At 61.6% G+C, this 19,801-nt stretch carries 20 protein-coding genes and 2 pseudogenes; 5 read left to right on the top strand and 17 right to left on the bottom strand.

Going from position 1 to position 19,801, the window contains the following annotated elements; all coding sequences use genetic code 11:
* Positions 1 to 14: 14 nt before the first annotated feature.
* Together V1286_RS15710 and V1286_RS15705 are read right to left on the bottom strand one after the other, a co-directional pair.
* Positions 15 to 854, bottom strand: a complete 840-nt coding sequence (locus tag V1286_RS15710) for a DUF2147 domain-containing protein (RefSeq protein ID WP_334480810.1) — start codon at positions 852 to 854, stop codon at positions 15 to 17.
* A gap of 211 nt (positions 855 to 1,065) precedes the next feature.
* Positions 1,066 to 1,842 carry a transporter substrate-binding domain-containing protein gene (locus tag V1286_RS15705; protein WP_334480808.1) on the bottom strand — a complete coding sequence of 259 codons (777 nt, stop codon included), beginning with the start codon at positions 1,840 to 1,842 and terminating at the stop codon, positions 1,066 to 1,068.
* Positions 1,843 to 1,938: 96 nt separating this feature from the next.
* Between V1286_RS15705 and V1286_RS15700 the strand changes: the two genes are divergently transcribed.
* Entirely contained in the window at positions 1,939 to 2,451 is a 513-nt protein-coding gene (locus V1286_RS15700; RefSeq protein WP_334480807.1) for a DUF1993 domain-containing protein, read from the top strand.
* 21 nt (positions 2,452 to 2,472) lie between these two features.
* On the opposite strand, the gene V1286_RS15695 is transcribed toward V1286_RS15700, so the two are convergent.
* The 7 genes from V1286_RS15695 to V1286_RS15665 form a co-directional block, all read right to left on the bottom strand.
* Positions 2,473 to 2,898 carry a hypothetical protein gene (locus V1286_RS15695; RefSeq protein WP_334480806.1) on the bottom strand — a complete coding sequence of 142 codons (426 nt, stop codon included), beginning with the start codon at positions 2,896 to 2,898 and terminating at the stop codon, positions 2,473 to 2,475.
* Positions 2,899 to 3,019: 121 nt separating this feature from the next.
* The gene (locus tag V1286_RS15690) at positions 3,020 to 4,444 is read right to left on the bottom strand and encodes an amidase (RefSeq protein WP_334480805.1); all 1,425 of its coding nucleotides are present in this window, start codon (positions 4,442 to 4,444) and stop codon (positions 3,020 to 3,022) included.
* 68 nt (positions 4,445 to 4,512) lie between these two features.
* On the bottom strand, positions 4,513 to 5,502 hold the full coding sequence (locus tag V1286_RS15685; RefSeq protein WP_334480804.1) for a hydroxyacid dehydrogenase: 990 nt from the start codon (positions 5,500 to 5,502) through the stop codon (positions 4,513 to 4,515).
* Between the two features lie 30 nt (positions 5,503 to 5,532).
* Positions 5,533 to 6,633: an ABC transporter ATP-binding protein gene (locus V1286_RS15680; RefSeq protein ID WP_334480802.1), complete on the bottom strand. Its 1,101-nt coding sequence runs from the start codon at positions 6,631 to 6,633 to the stop codon at positions 5,533 to 5,535.
* Between the two features lie 4 nt (positions 6,634 to 6,637).
* Positions 6,638 to 7,549 carry a carbohydrate ABC transporter permease gene (locus V1286_RS15675; protein WP_334480801.1) on the bottom strand — a complete coding sequence of 304 codons (912 nt, stop codon included), beginning with the start codon at positions 7,547 to 7,549 and terminating at the stop codon, positions 6,638 to 6,640.
* Complete coding sequence (locus V1286_RS15670; RefSeq protein WP_334480800.1) at positions 7,549 to 8,487, bottom strand: carbohydrate ABC transporter permease; 939 nt, start codon at positions 8,485 to 8,487, stop codon at positions 7,549 to 7,551. Before V1286_RS15670 ends, V1286_RS15675 begins: the two co-directional genes overlap by 1 nt.
* Positions 8,488 to 8,644: 157 nt before the next feature.
* Positions 8,645 to 9,985 (bottom strand): ABC transporter substrate-binding protein, encoded by a 1,341-nt coding sequence (locus tag V1286_RS15665; RefSeq protein ID WP_334480799.1) that lies wholly within the window; start codon positions 9,983 to 9,985, stop codon positions 8,645 to 8,647.
* A 491-nt stretch (positions 9,986 to 10,476) separates the two neighbouring features.
* Between V1286_RS15665 and V1286_RS15660 the strand changes: the two genes are divergently transcribed.
* Complete coding sequence (locus V1286_RS15660) at positions 10,477 to 11,274, top strand: Spy/CpxP family protein refolding chaperone (RefSeq protein WP_334480798.1); 798 nt, start codon at positions 10,477 to 10,479, stop codon at positions 11,272 to 11,274.
* Between the two features lie 289 nt (positions 11,275 to 11,563).
* Here the strand turns inward: V1286_RS15660 and V1286_RS15655 are convergent, their stop codons facing one another.
* Together V1286_RS15655 and V1286_RS15650 are read right to left on the bottom strand one after the other, a co-directional pair.
* Complete coding sequence (locus V1286_RS15655; protein ID WP_334480797.1) at positions 11,564 to 11,965, bottom strand: VOC family protein; 402 nt, start codon at positions 11,963 to 11,965, stop codon at positions 11,564 to 11,566.
* 150 nt (positions 11,966 to 12,115) lie between these two features.
* Positions 12,116 to 13,018 carry an acyl-CoA dehydrogenase family protein gene (locus tag V1286_RS15650; protein ID WP_334480796.1) on the bottom strand — a complete coding sequence of 301 codons (903 nt, stop codon included), beginning with the start codon at positions 13,016 to 13,018 and terminating at the stop codon, positions 12,116 to 12,118.
* A 558-nt stretch (positions 13,019 to 13,576) separates the two neighbouring features.
* On the opposite strand from V1286_RS15650, the gene V1286_RS15645 reads away from it, so the two are divergent.
* On the top strand, positions 13,577 to 13,855 hold the full coding sequence (locus V1286_RS15645) for a PilZ domain-containing protein (protein ID WP_334480795.1): 279 nt from the start codon (positions 13,577 to 13,579) through the stop codon (positions 13,853 to 13,855).
* A gap of 17 nt (positions 13,856 to 13,872) precedes the next feature.
* On the opposite strand, the gene V1286_RS15640 is transcribed toward V1286_RS15645, so the two are convergent.
* Positions 13,873 to 14,841, bottom strand: a complete 969-nt coding sequence (locus tag V1286_RS15640; protein WP_334480793.1) for a Bug family tripartite tricarboxylate transporter substrate binding protein — start codon at positions 14,839 to 14,841, stop codon at positions 13,873 to 13,875.
* 85 nt (positions 14,842 to 14,926) lie between these two features.
* Positions 14,927 to 15,562, bottom strand: coding sequence for a DsbA family protein (locus V1286_RS15635; protein ID WP_334480792.1), 636 nt, complete (start codon positions 15,560 to 15,562; stop codon positions 14,927 to 14,929).
* 180 nt (positions 15,563 to 15,742) lie between these two features.
* On the opposite strand from V1286_RS15635, the gene V1286_RS15630 reads away from it, so the two are divergent.
* Entirely contained in the window at positions 15,743 to 17,005 is a 1,263-nt protein-coding gene (locus V1286_RS15630) for an aminotransferase class III-fold pyridoxal phosphate-dependent enzyme (protein WP_334480790.1), read from the top strand.
* A 260-nt stretch (positions 17,006 to 17,265) separates the two neighbouring features.
* On the opposite strand, the gene V1286_RS15625 is transcribed toward V1286_RS15630, so the two are convergent.
* From V1286_RS15625 to V1286_RS15610, 4 genes and pseudogenes are all read right to left on the bottom strand, one after another.
* Entirely contained in the window at positions 17,266 to 17,523 is a 258-nt protein-coding gene (locus V1286_RS15625; protein WP_108522444.1) for a hypothetical protein, read from the bottom strand.
* 45 nt (positions 17,524 to 17,568) lie between these two features.
* Positions 17,569 to 17,991 carry a response regulator gene (locus tag V1286_RS15620; protein WP_334480788.1) on the bottom strand — a complete coding sequence of 141 codons (423 nt, stop codon included), beginning with the start codon at positions 17,989 to 17,991 and terminating at the stop codon, positions 17,569 to 17,571.
* Positions 17,992 to 18,034: 43 nt separating this feature from the next.
* Positions 18,035 to 18,174 (bottom strand): annotated as a pseudogene (locus V1286_RS15615) (LuxR C-terminal-related transcriptional regulator); the annotation flags it as partial.
* A gap of 3 nt (positions 18,175 to 18,177) precedes the next feature.
* Positions 18,178 to 18,773 (bottom strand): annotated as a pseudogene (locus V1286_RS15610) (PAS domain-containing protein); the annotation flags it as partial.
* Positions 18,774 to 19,220: 447 nt separating this feature from the next.
* Between V1286_RS15610 and V1286_RS15605 the strand changes: the two are divergent.
* Complete coding sequence (locus tag V1286_RS15605) at positions 19,221 to 19,646, top strand: CBS domain-containing protein (protein ID WP_334480787.1); 426 nt, start codon at positions 19,221 to 19,223, stop codon at positions 19,644 to 19,646.
* The last annotated feature ends 155 nt before the right edge of the window (positions 19,647 to 19,801 follow it).

The raw sequence follows: 19,801 nt of genomic DNA, 5'->3' as shown, positions 1-19,801 counted from the left end.
AGGTTGGCTGCCGGTCAGTTGACGCGGGTCCAGGTCTGACCGCCACAGAACATGCCGCCAAAGGCGCAGCCCTGAACGCGGAGACTGTCGGTGCTCTTGAGGGCGATCGTCGAATCGTAGGTGCTGCCTGAATTCGGATCGAAAATCCGGCCGCTCCACTTGTCCTTGCCGGGCTTCATGTTGATCAGGACCTGCTCGCCGTTCTGGTTCGACTTCTTGTCGACGGAATAGCCGCAGAGATTGGGGCCGCACTGTTCGATCCGCACTTTGCCTTCCTTCTCCTCCGTCAGCCATATGCCGAGCGGTGAGTTCGCAGACGAAGGCGCGGATGCTGCCGGGACGGCGGCCTGTTGTTGTTGCGGCGGCGGTGGCGCTGGCGCGGCAACGGGAGCTGGCGCCGGCGGCGCGGCCGGAGCGGCATTCTGTTGCACTGGAGGCGCGGGCGTTGCTGGCGCAGGCGCAGCCCTATCCGCCGGCGCTACGGCTGCCGTCGACGGCTCGCCCCTCGAAGTGGTGGCTGGAGCGGGCGGAGCAGGGGCGGCAGGCGCAGCCGCCGGAGCGGCGGCCTGTTCAGCCGGTGCAGGTGCAGCCGGGGTTGCCGCCTCGGGTGCGGCCTGCGGGGCGGACTTCGCCTGCTGCGGCGCCTTCTTGCCCGGACGATCAAGGTCGCCTTCCTCGCCACGCGAGCGCTTGGCCTTCTTGCCGGTATTATCGTAGACGCCGGGAATCTGAACCGTGCCGCGATCGGGATCGATGGTGATAGTGCGGCCGCCATACTCAAACGAGTACTGGGCCTGCGCGGTGGTGAGGCTGCTCGCCAGCAAGAGCACGGCGATAGCGAGACACTTCTTCATTGTTGCGACCTCCTGAGCAGGGAACCCCATTCCCCCAAAGCTATTATGCAGCAATAGCTCCACCCAACGTGATCCAGATCACTTTCAAAGTATAAGTCGTGTACTAGCGGCTTTGGTTCAAATTCGACTTCGGTAGTCTAACTTGGGGCAGTCTAAATAGCGCCCAAGGGACGGTCAATTTCCTGCGAAAACAGGCTTATCCGACCAGGAATCAATCGAACCAGGCCGCATAAATTTTCTTGAAGCTGCCGTCCTCAGTGGCGATGTGCAGCCACTGATCGACAAAGGCCTTCAGGGCTATGTCGCGCTGCAGCCAATAAGCCTTCTCGGCGAAGTCGAACGGCTTTTCCGGATGCACCGCGCAGAGCACGCCCGGGTGCTGTTTCTGCTGGTAGCGGGTCTCGGAAGAGTCCGTCATCATCAGGTCGGCATTGCCCTTGGCGATTTCGTCGAAAATCGTGACGTTGTCGTTCCACATCTTGATCTCGGCGTTCTTGATGTTCGCCTTGGCGAAGCGTTCATTGGTGCCGCCTGGATTGACGATGACGCGCGTGCCGGCCTTGTCGATATCGGCAATGGTCTCATACTTGTCCTTGTCGGCGCAGCGGGCGATCGGCGTCTTGCCCTCGCGCATGATCGGCGTCGAGAACATTCCCTTCTTCTGCCGGTCGAGCGTGATCGAGACGCCGCCCATCGCGATATCGAAATTGTCGGCTTCGAAATCCTTCATCAGCTGCGGCCACGCCGTCTGAACGAATTCGACCTTGACGCCGAGCGCCTTGCCAAGCGCTTCCGCCATGTCGACGTCGAAGCCGGTAAATTTCGAGGTCGTCTTGTCGAGATAGGTGAAGGGACGATAGTCGCCGGTCATGCCGACCCGCAGCGTGCCGCGCTTGATGATGTCGTCGAGGCGGGAATTCGCTGGCTGAGCGTTGGCGACAACGGTCCACAGGACAGCCATTGCAAGACTAACGAACACTCGAAACATCAGGTCTTCTCCGCCGACAAATTCGATGACACTTTGGAGCGATGGCGCCGATTTAAACCAGATATCGCGGTGGTGCCACCCGGAGAAATTGAAATCGTGACCATCTCGCTCTACGAAGCTTCCGTCGGCGTGTTCGTGCCGTATCTCGGCAATCTGTCGGTTCTTCTCGACCACGCCTCGGCCCATGCGAGAGCCCGAAACATCGATCCGGCCGTGCTTCTGAACATGCGGCTCTCACCCACCATGTACAGCCTGAAGCAGCAGGTGGCAGAAGCCAACCGGCATGCGGTCGTTGCCGGCGCGCTGCTGGCCGGCCGTGCCCCACATACATTTTCTGACAGCGAGCCCGACATCGCCGAGCTCAAGTCGCGGATTTCAGCGGCGATCGATTTCGTGAAGGGCTTGCCGCGTGCCGAGATCGACGCCGCAGCCGACAAGGAAGTCGCTTTCACGTTCAAGAACGGCACCCAGCGAAAATTCACTGGAAAATCGTTGCTGCTGACGTTCAGCGTTCCGCAATTCTTCTTTCATGTCACGACGGCCTACGACATCCTGCGCCATGCGGGTGTCGATCTTGCCAAGAAGGATTTTCTGGGACCGCCGGGATAGCCGTCAGACAGCGCCGGAAGGCTATGCCTCGCTGCTGTCCTTGCTGACCAGATTGGCGGCGGCGCCGCGTTCGGTCATCTCGCTCTTCAATTGCTCGAAGCGCCGGCGTGCGTCGCTTTCGCGATCGTCCACCGTCTGGATCGCGGCTTCTCTTGACATCGGGCCGGAGACGATCGGAGCGGAATTCTCCCCGATGGTCTCGTCGACATAGTAGTCGCCATTCTCAAGGCGAACCGTCCACTTGAAACGGATCGAGGCCATCGGCCCCGGACCGTGCCTGGAGTAACCGTGAGCCTCGATCGGCGAAGGGGTCACTGGGATCGGTGGAGGGGCCACCGGCCCATGCTCCGCGACCACGGGTTTATCGGGCTCGCGGTGGCTCTCCGGTCGGTCGAGAATGCTGGCGATGGCCGCCAGCGCGTTGTCGGTCGGGTCGCTCTGAGTCACGATTCAGCCTCCGGATCGGGGCGTCGTGAGCAGAATCAATGTCCCCGTTGCCGCCCCGTGTCTTCCCTCGTTACCGAATAAGGCTGCGCCTTGTCCATCCGTGGCGTTTTTGGGGCGGAGTTTAAGCACACACCGGCGGTATTCTGCTCTTCCAGGGCCGCTCCTGTTCGAGCTGCCCGGCCAGCCGGAACAGGGTCGCCTCATCGCCGAACCTGGCCGAGAACATCATGCCGAGCGGCAATCCGGCCTTGTTCCACGCCAGCGGCACCGACATCGCCGGCTGCCCGGACATATTGAACATGGCGGTCCCGGGCATATAGCGGCGCAGGATCGGGGGAATATGCGACAGATCCTCCGACATGGCGTTGAGTTCGCCGATGCGCAGCGGCGGCGCGCACAATGTCGGACACAGGAAGACGTCGCAGCTCTCGAAGAAAGCCGCCAGCGAGCGCGAAATCTGGAAGGCTGCGAGCTGGGCGGCGACGTAATCGGTCGCGGTGGTCTTTTGCGCGTTGTGAGCGAACGCCAGCGTCAATATCTCGAAATCGTTTTCCGTTGCGGCGCGCCCGAGCCTCTGCTCGATCAGCCGTACCGTCAACGCGGTGTTGCCGCCGACGATGGTGGTCATGGCGGCGGCCGGATCAGCGGCAAGCACTGGCGCCCGTTCCTCGACGTGATGGCCGAGTCCCGCCAGAAGGCCCGCAATCACGCGCACGGCCGCCGCGATTTCCGGATCGATAGCGTCGCCATACGGCGATTTGTCGGTGAAGGCGATGCGGAGCTTACCCGGATCGCGGCCGACTTCCTGCGAAAACGGCCGTTCCGGCGGCGGCACCATGTAGGGGCTCGAAGGCTCGGGACCGTGGATTGCGTCCATCATGACAGCGCTGTCGCGCACGCTGATGCTCACGACGTGGCCGCAGGAGAAGCCACCCCAGCCTTCGCCGCGATCGGGGCCGAGCGGATTGCGCGCCCGGGTCGGCTTCAAGCCGAACACGCCGGACGCGGAGGCGGGGATCCGGATCGAGCCGCCGCCATCGCTGGCATGCGCGACAGGGAGGATGCGGGCGGCAACGGCCGCTGCCGCGCCACCCGACGAACCGCCGGAAGAATGCTCGAGATTCCAGGGATTGCGGGTCGGCCCGTGCAGGCGCGACTCCGTCGTCGGCATCAGGCCGAATTCGGGACTGGAGCTCTTGCCGAAGATCGAGACGCCAGTATCGAGAAAGCGCTGCGCCAGCGTGCCACTGTGGTCGGCCACAAAATCCTTCAGGACCGTGGCGCCGGAGGTCGTGCGCGTGCCCTCCAGGAGATCGAGGTCCTTCAGCAGGAACGGTACGCCGGTAAAGGGGCCGTCGGGCAGGCCGTGCTCGACCTGGCGTTCGGCATAGTCGTAATGCTTGACCACGACCGCGTTGATCTGCGGATCGACCTTCGCGGTACGGGCGATGGCCTCGTCGAGCAATTCCCTGGCCGCGACTTCTTTCTTCCGAACCAGTTCGGCAAGGCCGACCGCGTCGTAATTGCCGTATTCCTTGAAGGCCATGCTAGATACCTCGCTTGCCGGCCGGTCGGTGGACCGGCCGCGCCCGGGGTCATTGACTTGCGGGCGATTTAGCCGAGCACATCCTGATTGATCACGTTCTGGCGCACGGGTTCGCCATCCAGCACGCTCAGAATGTTGCGGGCGGTCTGCTCGCTCATCCGGTCGACGGCTTCCACCGTGACGCCTGCGACATGCGGCGCCATGATGACATTCGGCAGGGCGAGCAATGCCTGACCGGCCGGCGGGGGCTCCTGCGCGAAGACGTCGAGGCCGGCGCCGGCAAGCTTGCCGGAGACCAACGCAGCGTGCAGGGCGGCCTCGTCGACGATTCCGCCGCGCGCCGTGTTGATCAGATAGGCTGATGGCTTCATCCGCTTCAACCGGTCAGCATTGAACATGCCGACCGTCTCCGGATTCTTCGGGCAATGGATGCTGACGAAGTCGGCACGCGGCAGCGCGGCGTTGAGGTCGGCGATCGGATCGCAACCGGCGGCCTTGATGTCGGCGGCAGGCTTGTAGGGGTCGAAAACCAGGACGTTCATTTCCATCGCGAGGCACCGCTTGGCGGTGCGCGTGCCGATGCGGCCGAAGCCTATGATCAGAACCGTCTTGCCGAAGAGGTCATAGGGCAGCATTCCCAACCGATCGGCCCATTTGTCGTCCCTGACAAGCGAGTGCATTTCCGTCGCGCGCTTGGCGAGCGTCAGCATCATGAACAGGGCATGCTCGGCAACGGACGGCGAATTGGCGGTGCCAGCCACCATCAGCGGGACCTTGCGGCGGCTGAGCGCGGGAACGTCAACGGCGTCGAATCCGACGCCGATCCGGGTCACCACCAGCATGTCTTGCGAGGCTTCGAGCTCGGGCTCGCCGAAGCGGGTGCCGCCGAGGGCGACGCCGTGGACCGGGGCATGCTCCTTCAGCTTGGCTTCGAAATCCTTCTGCGAAATCATGTTGGGGAATTCGACAAGTTCGACGTCGTCCCGCGCGTGAAGTAGCGCTCTTCCCGGTTGCGACATCGATTCTGTGATGAAGATTTTCTTCTTGTTGGTAGCCATTCCCTGCCCTTAGGTCTCGTTGCTGTGCCGTCAAAGGACGACGCCGGTCACCTCGTTTAGCAGGTGCATGTTGTTGAGGTCCACAGCCAATCGGAGCGGGGCGCCGTCGTGCGCATCGGCGTTGGGATTGACCCGCCCGCAGACCTGCGAGCCCTCCATCGTAAAGTAAATCAGCGTTTCCATTCCCATCGGCTCGGTGACATCAAGCACCGTGTCGAATGTCTCGACGCCCGGCTGGGGATGCGGCTTTGCCTCGGTGACATGCTCTGGCCGCAGCCCGAGCAGCAATTTTTCGGTGCGCGGAATGCTCTGGTAACGGACGGCGCGCGCCAGCGGTAGCGGGAAGGCGATGCGATCGGTCAGCCGGACGTGCAACTTGCCGGCGAGATCCTCCAGCCGGCACGGGATGAAATTCATCGCCGGCGAGCCGATGAAGCTGGCGACGAATTTCGTCGCCGGCTTGTGATAAAGCTCGTTCGGCGTGCCGATCTGCTCGATCCGGCCATGGTTCATCACCACGACGCGGTCGGCGAGCGTCATCGCCTCCACCTGGTCGTGGGTCACGTAGACCGTCGTGGTGCGGACCTTCTGGTGCACCTTCTTGATCTCGATCCGCATCTGCACGCGCAGCTTGGCGTCGAGGTTGGACAGCGGCTCGTCGAACAGAAACACTTTTGGGTTACGCACGATGGCGCGGCCCATGGCGACGCGCTGGCGCTGGCCGCCGGACAATTGCTTCGGCTTGCGGTCGACCAGCTCGACGATGTCGAGCATGCGCGCGGCCTCGTCGACGCGGCTCTTGATCTCGGCTTTGGGATAGCGCTTCAGCCGCAGCCCGAACGACATGTTCTCCGCCACCGTCATGTGCGGGTAGAGCGCGTAATTCTGGAACACCATCGCGATATCGCGATCCTTTGGCGGCACGTCGTTGACGACGTCGCCGCCGATCATGATGTCGCCGTCGGAAATATCTTCCAGGCCGGCGATCATCCGCAGCGTGGTCGACTTGCCGCAGCCCGACGGCCCCACCAGCACGACGAACTCATGGTCGGCAATGTCGAGATCGATGCCGCGCACTGCCTCGACCTCGTCATAACGCTTCACCACCTTGCGCAACGTCACGTCAGCCATGAGATCAACCCTTTGTCGCACCGGCGGTCAGGCCGGCAATGTAATAGTCCATCAGGAAGGCGTAGATGATGAGCGGAGGCGCTGCGCCGAGCAGGGCGCCGGTCATGATCTGTCCCCAGTTGAACACGTCGCCCTTGATCAAGGAGGTGATGATGCCAACCGGCAGCACCAGCTGATCGGTTGAGGTCGTGAACACCAGCGGATAGAGAAATTGCGCCCAGGAGACCGTAAAGGCGAAGATAGTCGCGGCGATAATCCCCGGCATCGCCACCGGAATGAATATCCGGGTCAGGGTTTGAAACCATGATGCGCCGTCGATGATGGCGGCCTCGTCGAGTTCCTTCGGGATCGATGCAAAATAACCGATCATGATCCAGGTGCAGAACGGCACGGTCAGCGTCGGATACACGATCAGCAGCACATACCAGCGGTTGATCAGTTGAATTCCGGTGAAATCGCTAAACACCGCGAACATCTTGAACAGCGGCAGAAACAGCAACGTGTCGGGAATGAGGTAGGTCAGAAACACACCGGTTGCCAGCGTCGCCGAACCCCAGAACCGCATCCGCGCCAGGGCAAAGGCGGCCGGCACGCTGATCAGCATGGTGATCGTCACCACGAAGATCGAGACGAATGCGGAATTGCGGAAGAACGTCAGGAACTGGTTTGAGGTCAGCAATCCGATGTAATTTTCCAGCGTCGGGTGAAAAACCCACCACGGATTCGTCGCCGCCGAAATCTCGGCGCTGGTCTTGAGCGACGTGATCAGCATGTAGAGCGGCGGCACCAGCGAGAAGATCGCGAACAGAGTGAGGAAAAAATAAGACCATCGCAGCGCCCAGGTCCGGTCGCGGCTCATGCTGCCATACTTGACCGTGCGCCTCGGCGCAGCCTTGTCGACGATTACCGTGCTCATCAGGCTTCATTCCCGCGCTTGTTGACATCCCGCAGGATGAATACCGCTGCGATGGCCAGGATCGGCACCATGAACAGCGAGACACTGGCGCCGAGCGGAATGTCGCTGCCTTCGATACCGATCCGGAACGCCCAGGTCGCGAAAATATGGGTGTGATCCAGCGGACCGCCGGCGGTCAGAATTCGGACGATATCGAAGTTGGCGAAGGTGACGATCAGCGAGAACAGCGTCGTGATCGCGATGATGTTGCGCATCATCGGCAACGTGACGTACCAGATCCGCTGCCACCAGTTGGCGCCGTCGATGGCGGCGGCCTCATAGAGCTGATCGGGCACCGATTTCAGCGACGCCAGATACATGATCATGAAGAAGGGCGCGCCGACCCAGATATTGACGAGGATGACCGAGAAGCGTGCCCAGCCTGGCTCGCCTGTCCATGAAATTGGCCCGACGCCGAAAAATGACAGGGTATAATTGAAAGCGCTGTAGGAGGGGTCGAACAGCCACAGCCACGCCAAGGTGCTCATCGCCGGCGGGATCACCCATGGCACCAGCAGCATGCCGCGCCATTTGCGCTGTCCTTTGGCGGGAAGATTGTGGACGAAGTGTGCGACAATGAAGCCGATCAGCGCCTTAAAGACGACCGCAGTGATGGCGAAAATGCACGACTGCTTGACCACGAGCCAAAACGTTTCGCGCTTGAACAGGAACTCGAAATTGCCGAGGCCGACGAAACGCTGCATCGACTTGTTCAGCGTCGCCAGATGCAGCGAATAGAACGCTGGATAGATCACCAGGATGGCGATCAGCAGGATCAGCGGCAGCGTCATGAGGAAGGCCGCGGTCGATTTTCGCTTGAGCGCCTTGTGCAGGCTGGAGCGTTTTCGCGGCGTTTGCGTTGCGCCTGCCTTGTTCGGCTGCAATGCGACATCAGCCATGATGCATCTTCCTCGCGCGATTCACTTCGATGAAACCGATTCTGGAGATGGTCGAAAGCCGGCATGATACCGGCCCTCGCTTGCGCTGGCACGAAAACGGATCCGCCGCAGCGGGGCCCGCAACGCTGCGGGGCCGTCGCGGCGATGTCCCCCCGTCCTAGCTCCGCATGTAGCCCTCACACTCACCTTCCGCCCAGGCCAGCGTCTTTTCCATCGTCTCGCCCTGATAGAATCTCAGGCACATCTTGGTCAGGATCGCCTGAGTATAGATCTGTTGGGCGATCTTCGGGGGCGCCGGCGAGGCGGCGATCGACAGCGTCTGGTGCTTGAACGGATTTGGATAGTGGTACAGCGTGCCCTTCGGTGGGCCTTCTTCCGCCCAGGTCTTCAGGGTCGTGAGCTTCTCGAACGCCGGCAGGTCATAGCCACCGCTGGCTGCAACGAGTTTCTCGACGGCAGCCGGTTGCGACAGATGGACCAGCAGGCTCTTGGCGGTTGGCTTATTCTTGGAGAAATTCCAGACGCTCCAGAAGTACGGAAGGAACGGCGCAAACCTTCCTTTGGGTCCTACCGGGAAGCCGTGGGTCCAGCATTGCTCGGCGACCTGCGGCGCGTCGCGCTTGGCGACCGCCCAGGCGCTGGGCGGATTCATGATGAGTGAGGCCTCGCCGGAAACCAGCGCCTTGTTGTTATGGGAGTCGTCCCAGGACGCCACGCCCGCGGGCAATAAGGGGATGAGCTTCTTATAGAACTCGAGAGCCTGCCTCACCCCATCGCTCTTGACGGTGATGTTGCCTTTTCCATCGACGAGCTGGCCACCGAACGCCTGAAAAAACGCGCCGGCGGTATCGACCGAGTCGGTTGTCTCACCCAGTCCGATCCCGAAGGGATTGCCGCCTTTCTTGCACGCCTCTGCCGCCTTCAGGAATGTGTCCGTCGTCCAGTTGTCGGCTTTGGGCGGGCTGCCGGCCGGATACATTTCCTGCACATCAATGCCGGCATGCTTCTTCATCAGATCGATGCGGGAGCAGGGCCCCTTGATCTGGCTGCCGATCGTGGCGGGCACGCCAAGCCATTTATCGCCGGCCTTGCCAAGATACTGGACCGTGCCGTTGACCTCGCCGTTCTGCTTGATCAATGGCTCCATAACGTCGTTCATGGGCTCGAGCAGATCGGCTTGCGCGTGCGGCCACCATGTCGGCATTGCGAGGATGTCATGGCCGGATTTGGCCTGGCCTTCTGCCGCGATTTTCAGTTGGATCCCGTTGCCCTGACTCGAGATGTAGTCGATCGAAACGTCGACGTTCTCTTTTTCGGCCCACTCCTTGACCAGAGCGGCGCTGGTCTTGTTGGCGTCGGGCACCCAGTGGTCCCAGAAGCCGATCGAAAGCTTGCCTGCAGCGTAGGCGCCACGCACATAGGGCGCGGTGATGAGTGCAGCGGATGATAACGCGGTCGCAGCAACGAATTGTCGGCGAGAAAGCTTCTTGCGTAGCATGACGTCTCCCCTTTGCTGAGCCAGAATTTGCTTCTTGTTTTTTATCTCCGGCTGATAGTGGACCGCTCGTTGGCGACGTGGCAGCGGAGATTTAGTAATCGGATCAGACCAGAATTGTTCGCGTCTGTCGAGAATACACAGCTTCTGCAGTCATTGAACTAACGTTGCGTGGAAATTGAACTAACGTTGCGTGGAAATTCCGGGCGGCGGGAGCGACGATGTCGTATCGTCGGGATCGTCAATAGTTGACGCGGCAATATTGCGGCGCACACTTTGCCGCCGGTCCTGGTGCAGGGTGTACGATTGCGCCGCGGTCCAAACGATGGCGCGTGCAACTGCTTCCTCCCGAAGATGTTTCCTGCCATGGAACTGTACAGCGCAACGCTAGACGGGTTTGGGGCGGAAACGATAGTTTAGGCGGCGAAGGATTCTGGCGCGCCTTGCGAATGGCGCGCGCGGCACGTTTCTCGATCGACTATGGAGACCAGACAATGACCCGTCCTCAGCAGATTGCGCCGATACCGTCGCGATTGCTTTTTGCGCTTGGTGTCATCCTCATGCTGGCCCTTGGCGCATCTGCGACAGCGAACGCGCAGGGGTTGGTGCAGGGCGTGCAGCAGGGCGCGCGCGAGGGCAACAAGGCTGCCGGTCCGGTCGGTGGCGTGTTGGGCGGCGCGATCGGCGGTGTCGTCGGTGTGGTCAGCGGCGTTACCGGCGTCCTGACCGGGGGCACTAACAAAGGCGGACAGGCGCCGGCGGCAAAGGATGCCAAGCAGGGCGAGACTTCCAAGCAGGGCGAGGTTTCCAAACAAGGCGAGCCCTCTAAGCAGGGTGACACGTCGAAGCCGGCGAAGGGGACCAAGGCTGCGAAGGCCGCCAAGCAGCAACAGCAGCAGCAAGCCGCCGTCCTCACCCAGGCCGGCGCGCCGCAACTGACGGCCGAACAGATCGTCGCCAACAGCGACGCCAATATCGAGCGGATCAAGAAGGAGCTGAACCTCACGCCCGAACAGGAGAAGCATTGGACCGGGTTCAACAGTGCGATGCACTATCTCGGTCACAACGGCGCCGATCGCCTCAATCTGCGTGTGGCGCGCGCCAAGCGCGATCCCCCCGATGACATTATCGAGCAGATGCGCAATGAGGCTCAGTTTCTCAACGACCGCGCCGTCGATCAGCGCAACGTGGCCGATGCGGCCGAACCTCTATTTGCCAGCCTGAACGACAAGCAAAAGGCGGTCTTCATTCAGGAAATGGTCAATCTGAGCCACGAGCGCGGGCTCGACTAGCGGGCTCCACTGGGACGAATAGCCGGGTACGCATGCCCTGGGGTAGGTTAAAAGGCGCGGCACCCGGCTACTCTGCCGCAGCGGCGCGGCTTCTCCAATCTCATTCCAATGATGATGAAACCCTGACGGACTCGCGCCTTAGTAATGGCTGACTTGCGGCGTTGTCGGGAACCTCACTCTTTGACGGGAAGTGTGGCATATCAACACCAGATGGGCCTTGGCCGCGGCAGTCAACCCGGCCGGGACGGACCCGGCCGGGTTGACTTAGACACGCGATGAGAACGGGGTCTCAGTTTTTCGGAAAGTTCAATTCGACGCCGACGCCATCGGGATCGTAGAGGAAGAACTGCGTATCGCCGGTGCGCGGCACGATGCTCTCGCGGAATTTGACGCCCTTCGATTGCAGACGCTTGCGCATGCCCTCGACATCGGTCGCCGCAAAGGCGATGTGGTCAAGCCGGCCGGTATCTTCGTACTTTTTCTCGGTGCCGCGCACCACGATGCCCTCGCGCGGCTTGCGCGTGCCCATCAGATGCACCGTGGCTGCCCCGCCGGAATAGAGCCAGTAGCCGGGAAAATCGAGCGGCGGGCGGTCGCCGTTTTCCAGGCCCAGCACGTCGCAGTAGAAATCCTTGGTTCGCTCAAGGTCAGATGGTTCGATGGTGTAGTGCTGCAAGCCGCCAAGTCCCATGGTCGTTCTCCCCATAGCGTTTTCAAGCGAAGTGGGTACCGGTTCGCATAGCAATCAAGCTTGCGCAGATTGCGTATACTTATCTGCGGTAGAAAACGCGTCAAAATAAAAATCTAGAGCTTCGGTTCTGGTTCGATCAGAACCGAAGCTCTAGACAAAGCTGAGGTCGGTATCGACGCCCATCATCCAGGCGCCGACGGTTTCAAAATGCCTGAGCTGGCCTTGCAGCTGCTGGGTCACGGTATGGATGTCGCGGAAGCGGCGCTCCAGCGGATGGTTCTCGAAGATCGCGGTGGCGCCTGCGGCATTGTAGGCGAAGTCGACCGCCTCGCGCGCCTTGTGAATGGCGTTTGTGGAGGCCATGCGGATGTTCATGCGCTGCGCCACGGTGATGGTCGCGCCCGCGGTGATATCTTTCCAGGTATCGGCCATCGACTGCAGCACGTAGCCGCGCGCGGCCCGGAGATTGACCTCCGCCTGGGCGAGGTTGCTCTGGACCACGGCATTGTCCCGCAACGACTGCCTCGCACCACGCGGTACCTTGTTGCGCATCGTCTCGACGAAGTTGTCGAGCGCGGTGCGGGCAATCCCGCAGGCGACGCCGGCAAACCCCAACTGGTAACAGGTGTGGTTACTCATGCGATAGAGCGGGCCGCTCTCGCGGCATTCCCGGTCGAATTCACGGGTAATCGAATGGTCGGCGCGCACGAAGAAATCGTTGAGCGCGAACTGGTCGCTGGCGGTCCCGCGCAGGCCAACGGTATTCCAGATGTCGGTCCATTCGACGTCCTCGGAGCGCACCAGCATGGTGCGCTCGAGCGGCGCACCGTTAGCGTCGTATTTGGGCGAGCCGTCGGCGGCATGGATCGGGCAGTGCGCTCCGAGCCAGGTCGCATGGCGGCCGCCGGATGCAAAGGACCACACGCCGGTCACCCTGTAACCGCCTTCGCATTCGACCGCGCGAACCCTGGGGCCGGGTCCCCACGCCAGCACCGCGCGCGGATCGCCGAAGATCGCCTGCGCCACCGACAGGTCGAGATAGGCTGCCGCCATCGCGCACCCGCCGGCCTGGCTGAGGCACCAGGCGGTGGAAGCATCAGCTTTGGCGATGGTTTCGATGACGTGGAAAAAAGTGACGGGATCGGTTTGGTCGAGCGGGGCAACAGCAGACGGAACAATTGCGCGTCGTGCAGCTTGTCGAGCAGCGCGGGCGGCAGTCGGCGCGCGGTCTCGATGTCATCGGAAGCTGTCGCGACATCAGGGCGGATGGCCTCGGCCCGGGCAATCATCGCCTGGTCGCCGCCGAGATCTGCAGAGTTTGCAATCGATGTATTCAAGACCATGCCTGCCGGGTCATCGCATATGTGTGCCAGTCATTGGTGGAAAGGCTATCGTGCCATCGCCGCGATCGGCAAGTCCATGGTGACGCGGAGCACATCTGCGAATAAGCGATTGGGATTTCGTGCCGCTCTGCACAATGGGGTCTGAAGACAATCGCATTGGCCGCAGGCCGCGCCTGTTTCGGTTTTCCCGGGCGCATGCGCCGACTTGTTTAAGGTTTTGCGCTAGCCTAGCGGTTTGGTCGGGATAGATCGGGACGGAACGGACGGAATGGAAGAGAAGCGAAAGTATTCGCGAACGGAAATCGACGAGCCTGCCTATGTTTCGTCGGGCGGTTCCGTCATGCCCTGCGTGGTGCGGAATATCTCGCGCGAGGGAGCGGCGATCGACGTCGACAACCCTGCCTTCGTCCCGCAGCACTTTCGCCTGGTGATGGCAAAGGACCCATCGATCGTGCACGAGTGCCGGGTCACCTGGATCCGGAAGAATCGTATCGGCCTGACCTTCATGAAGATCGCGGATGCGGTCGCGGAACCGTCGCCATCGTAGCGGGGGCGCTGAGTACGTTACTCGATCCGCAACTTTGCATCGCGCACCACCTTGCCCCACTTGTCCATCTCCAGCCTGATACGCGCGCCGAACTGATCCGGCGTATTGGCGACCGCCTTGAAGCCGAGCGTCGTGAGGCGCTCCTTGACATCAGGCTGTGCGACGATCCCGGCGATCTCGCGATAAAGCAGATCGACGATCTCTTTCGGTGTCCCCGCGGGCGCGACGATGCCTGTGAGCGTGTCGGCGTCCTGATCCTTCACGCCCTGTTCGGCGAAGGTCGGCACGTCGGCCATCCCGGCGGCACGTTCGGTTGACGCCACGCCGAGCGCGCGCAGTTGTCCGCTCTGCACCGCCGACAGGGCAGGCGGCAGCGCGGTGAAGGCGATCGGCGTGTGCCCTCCGACCGTTGCCTGGATCGCCGGCCCGGCACCTGTGAAAGGCACATGCACCAGGTCGAGTTTGAAGGCCAGCCGGAAAAGCTCGCCGCCCAGATGCGGCGTCGAACCGATACCGGGACCGGCAAAGCCGTACTTGCCGGGGTTGTCGCGAATGAGCTGCACCAGCTCCGGGAGTGTCTTGGCGGGCACTTGGGGGTTGACCACCACGACGTTCGGCGAGACCGCGACCAGCGTTACCGGCACGAAATCCTTGACTGGATCATACGGCACCTTGGCGTAGAGGCTGGGATTCACGACGAAGCCGGTGCTGATGACCATGATGGTGTAGCCGTCCGGCGTCACGCGCGCGACCTGGCCGGCTGCAATGTTGCCGCCCGCACCGCCGACGTTCTCGACGAAGAATTGATGGCCGAGATTGTCAGTAAGCTTCTGGGCCACGATGCGGGCAATGGCATCGGTCGGTCCGCCGGCGGGAAAGCCGACCACGACGCGCACCGGTTTGCTCGGATAGCCTTGCGCCGATGACGCCGCGACGCCGGACAGCAGCCACGTCGCTGCCAACACTACGCGCAAAGCCGCGACCATGGCGCTCTCCCCAATATGTTTGTTGGGGCCATCATCGGCGAGCCAGCCTCGCCAGGCAAGGGGCTACTGCGACGGCGGGCGGGCGCTATTTCTTGAGCAGCGGCTTGATGCGCTCTTCCAGCTCCTCGAACGACATCGAGCCCCGCAGCCGCACGCCGTTGAGAAAGAAGGTCGGCGTCGACGTGACCTTGACTTCCCGATGCGCGTATTGCTGATCGGCGTTCAGCTTGTCGAACTGCGCCTGGTCTTCCTCGCAGGTCTTGACGTCCTGCTCGCTCATGCCGTGCTGCCCCCCGACATAGATCAGCGTCTCCTTGGTCTGGGCCATCAGGCGGTCCTGCAGCTTGAATAACATCTCGACTGCTTTGAGGTATTTTTCGGAATCGCCGTTGCCGATGCAGCGCGCCAGTATCGAAGCGGCGGCGGCCTTTATGTCGAGCGGAAATTCCCGGAACACGAAACGTACCTTGCCGGTATCGATATATTTCGACCGCAACATCGGGAACACATTCTGGCCGAAGGCTGCGCAATGCGGACAACTCATCGAGGAATATTCGGTGATGGTGATTGGTGCATTCGCAGATCCGATTGCAATGTCCGGCAGCGATAACGGTTTGGCGACTGCTGCAGCAATCGCGCTTTGTGCGAGGGCGACACCCGGTGCGGCCGTCGATGCAAAAGCGAGGAGGGCGGCAAAGGCAATGCGACAGCGAACGTTCAACGGTTACTCCGAAACGGATTGGTAAAGGGCGAGCGTGCAAGGCTGCGGCCTATCGACCATTCTACCGGTTTCTCGCGCCAAAGGCCATCTGGCTGCGATCGCAGTTGACCCTGAAGTGATCGCGATCCAATCATAGGCGACAGAGAGAAGGCGGCCCTGCAAACCAAACAAGAGAACGTGATGACCCAACACACGGCGCTGTTGAACGAAACGCCGACGGCGGATGCCATGTTGCGCGCAAGGGCGCGGTTGGTGGTTCCAGGCGGCATGTGGGGCCATCTCAACGCTGCGCGGCTCCCGGAAGGCTATCCGCAGTTCTTTGCCTTCGCGGAGGGCTGCCGCGTGCGCGACGTCGATGGCCGCGAATATATCGACTTCATGTGCAGTTGGGGGCCGATTGTGCTCGGCCATCGGCATCCCGAGGTTCAGGCGGCGGCTGAAGCGCAGGCTGCCAAGGGAGACTGCTTCAACGGTCCGGGTGAGGTCATGGTGGAACTCGCCGAAGACCTCGTCGCCATGCTGCCGCACGCAGATTGGGCAATGTTTCAGAAGAACGGCGGCGATGCGACCACAAGCTGCGTGACGATCGCCCGCGCCGGCACTGGACGCCGCAAGGTGCTGGTCGCGCGTGGCAGCTATCACGGCGCGCTGCCATGGTGTTCGCCAAGTGTTGCCGGGGTAACGGCCGAGGATCGCGCGCATCTCCTGCACTTCGAGTACAACGACGTGCAGAGCCTGCGGGCGGCCGTCGAAGAGGCGGGCAAGGATCTCGCTGCGATACTGGTGACGGCTTTCCGCCACGACATGGGACGCGATCTCGAATTGCCGACCAGGGAATTCGCGGCAGCCGCGCGTATGGCATGCGACGCGGCCGACGCCGCTTTGATTATCGATGAAGTGCGGGCCGGCCTGCGCCTCGATGTCAGGGGGAGCTGGGAAGCGCTCGGCGTGCGTCCGGATCTGTGCGCCTGGAGCAAAGCGATCGCCAACGGCTACGCGCTGGCCGCCGTTACCGGCAACGACCGCTTTCGTGAAGCCGCCACCAAGGTCTTCGTCACCGGGTCGTTCTGGTGCGGCACGGTGGCGATGGCGGCTGCGCGGGCGACGTTGCGGATCGCGCGCGAGACTGATTTGGCCAGGCATATCCACGCGATGGGCTTGCGGTTGCGCGAGGGACTGGCGTCGCTGGCGAAAGAACATGGCATCGCGATCCGCCAGAGCGGCCCGCCGCAGATGCCGCTGATGCTGTTCGAGGCTGACCCGGATGTGCGCAAGGGCAAGGCGTTCTGCTCGGTCGCGCTACGCCACGGCGCGTTCTTTCATCCCCAGCACAATATGTTCCTGTCCTTGGCGCATCGCCCAGCCGATATCGACGAGGCGCTGCAAGCGGCCTCGCACGGCTTCAAGGCCGTCTGTGAACTGGACGCGAGATCCAATCGATAAATCGTCGGTGTCGACCGGAGCTGATTTGGGATTTGCGGGCAGCAATAAAAGTGCCCCGCAAGGCGGTCTGTACGACCAACGATGGCGGGGCAGTCTTGGGAGAAAACGGCGAGATCGCCGAATGATGCGGACATCATCGTCGGGCATCATGTGGATCGATATTCCGCTCTTTTGGCTGCGTTCGCATTGAGCTGGATCAAACAGCCGGCCGCCCAGGCGCGCCAGCCCCCGGGGGGTCGGTTCGCGCCTCGCTCAGTTCATTACGCGATGCGGTTCCATGCGTGCTTACCAGGAGCCGGCGTATAGCACACCGGATGTTCGAACTCATGATGGCCCGCCAGGTGCGTGACCTCGACGCAATCGGCATTCAGGCGTTCGTTGTCGACCAACCGCTCCGCCAACACCAGCGCCTGGGAGGGGCCGACCGATTGGACCTCGATCTGGCGTTGCAGGCACTTGAAGCTGTGGCCATCGGAATTGCAGAGATCCTTGTAGAAGGAGACGCGATAATTGTTCATCTTGCACTCCCTTCCTTCCGGCACCTTGTCGACCCGCTTATACTCTCATGCGTCCATGTCTGCCAGCCGCTGGTGGTTGCGCAGCACGATTTGACGGGCGCTCGAAAATACCAGAACGCCCTGGTCGCTGAGCTGTGAAAGCGCGCGCGAAACGGTTTCCAGCGTCAGGCCGAGGTAGTCGCCGATGTCGCGGCGACCTGGAGCCTTCGCAGACGGTGAGCCAAGTTCCAGTCCGTCGAGTTCCGCCATCTTGTAATCAACGACCAGACAATCCGCGCGGTTTCGGGTGGAAGATGCCAATAGCGCGACGGCGCTGCGGAACGTGCGGACGTCGAATCCTTCGGTTTCCAGCAGAAATCGCAACGACGTCCGGACATCGTAATCGTCATCGACGACGTAAATCATCGACTTCCCGGGCGGAAGGCTGACGCCGGATTCACCGCTGGCGCTGGTTCGGGTGTCGGTCATCCCGGCAAAATAGAGGTTTTGCCAGTTCCCGAATTGATTTGGCTCAATCTTCGACGATGCCGGCCCTGATCGCAAACCGCACCAGCTCGGAAAGGTTACCGGCCTGCATCTTGGTCATGACATTCGCCCGATAGACCTCCACCGTGCGTGGGCTTCGTATTCCCGGGCGATGGCCTTGTTCGATTAATTGCTGACGGCCGACAGTGGCTGGTTGAGTTCGTGGGCGAGCGCGGAAGCCATCTCGCCCGTCGCGCTTTGACGCGAGACGTGGACCAGTTCGGATTGTAGTTCCTGCAGCCGCGCCTGGGTCTGTTGCTGCTCGGTCAGATCGCGGACGAAGCCTGTAAAGAAGGGCTTTCTACCCGAATGCATCTCGCCGATGGTCAGATGCATCGGAAACGTGGTGCCATCCTTGCGCATACCGGTGACGATGCGGCCGATATGCCGCTGAGCCGCGCAGGAATGCCATCGGGGCCATTGATGGTTGTGCCAACCGCACGCACCCAGTGCCCCTCATCCGACTGCCGGTGCACCCGGTATTGAACGTCGAAATTGCAGCCGGTATCGATCGACTGTTGCACGGCCTTTGTCGTGCGATCGCGATCCTGCGCATCGAGCAGGGAAAGAAAGAGGTCGTAGTCGACAGGCGCATCCGGAGCGACGCCGAAGAGCTTCCGGATGGCGGTGGACCAGTTCAACTTCCGGGTCGACAACTCGAGATCCCAGGCGCCACGCCCGATCCCTCGGCACCGCTGCGTGCGTTCGGTCGAGTGGATCTTGATCTCGGAAGAGCCGGTCGGGGTCGATCATGCTTCGCTTTGCAGGCTGCTCTTGCGTATCAGATACCCGCATTAAATCGAGCGTGTGAAATAGCGGCGAAGCGAAATTAAAAAAGGCACGCACCTGATTGATATGAAACAATATTTTGCTGAATCGCCAATGCGGGGTCCTGCCGGTGCTCGATTGCAGATGCCTGGAAGAGCGAAGGTGGATTCTTGATCCAGGTCAACTTCGAAGCGGAGCGGAGCTCTAGGGTGCTGCTGTGTGTGGCCAGGCTCAGACGGCATTTCATCGCGGCCAATGTCGGGCAGGCGCCGCGATTGCCGGCGCCTGCGGCCGCTCGCGATTGCGCCAATGGGTACTCAGCGGCGTTACGCGCCACCTTGCAACTGAATCGCGCCGCTGCGCGTTCCTGTCCCGTTAACGATCTACAATGGCGAGGACCCCCCGTGCATAGATTTCTCGAAGCAACCGCCGGGCAATACATGACGCGCGAGGTGAAAACGGTTACGCGCGACACCACCATGCGCGAGCTGCACAAGATGTTCGAGGCCGATGACTTCAACTGCTATCCGGTGCGCGAAGGCGATGACATCGTCGGCGTCGTGAGCAACTTCGATTTCCTGAAATGCTTTGCGTTCAACCCCGGCCGCATGGTTCCGGCCTATGACGATCTGTTGTCGCGGATGGTGGCGGAAGTGATGACGCCGGAATTCATCTATGTAGATCCCGCAACGAAACTCACCCGCGTCCTGCAACTGATGGTGGACCACCGGATGAAGAGTCTTCCGGTGCTGAACGCCGAACAGCTTCTGGTCGGGATCATCGCGCGCGAGGACATCATGCGCGCTTTGACCGAGAGCACGCGCGGATAGATCGCGTCCGCAGCAGGCGGGCGGCACCCATGTGACGTTCTCCTGTTCCATGTATCAAGAAATGGCAAACCGCCGCGGGCTGGCAGGGCGCTACCGACGTCGCCATGTTAGAGAGGGTTCGCTCGGTCTCGATTGACGAGGATCAAACGCGGCTT

Origin of the sequence: Bradyrhizobium algeriense, assembly GCF_036924595.1 — a bacterium.
Lineage (GTDB): Bacteria > Pseudomonadota > Alphaproteobacteria > Rhizobiales > Xanthobacteraceae > Bradyrhizobium > Bradyrhizobium algeriense.
This window is presented reverse-complemented; position numbering and strand designations above follow the sequence as displayed.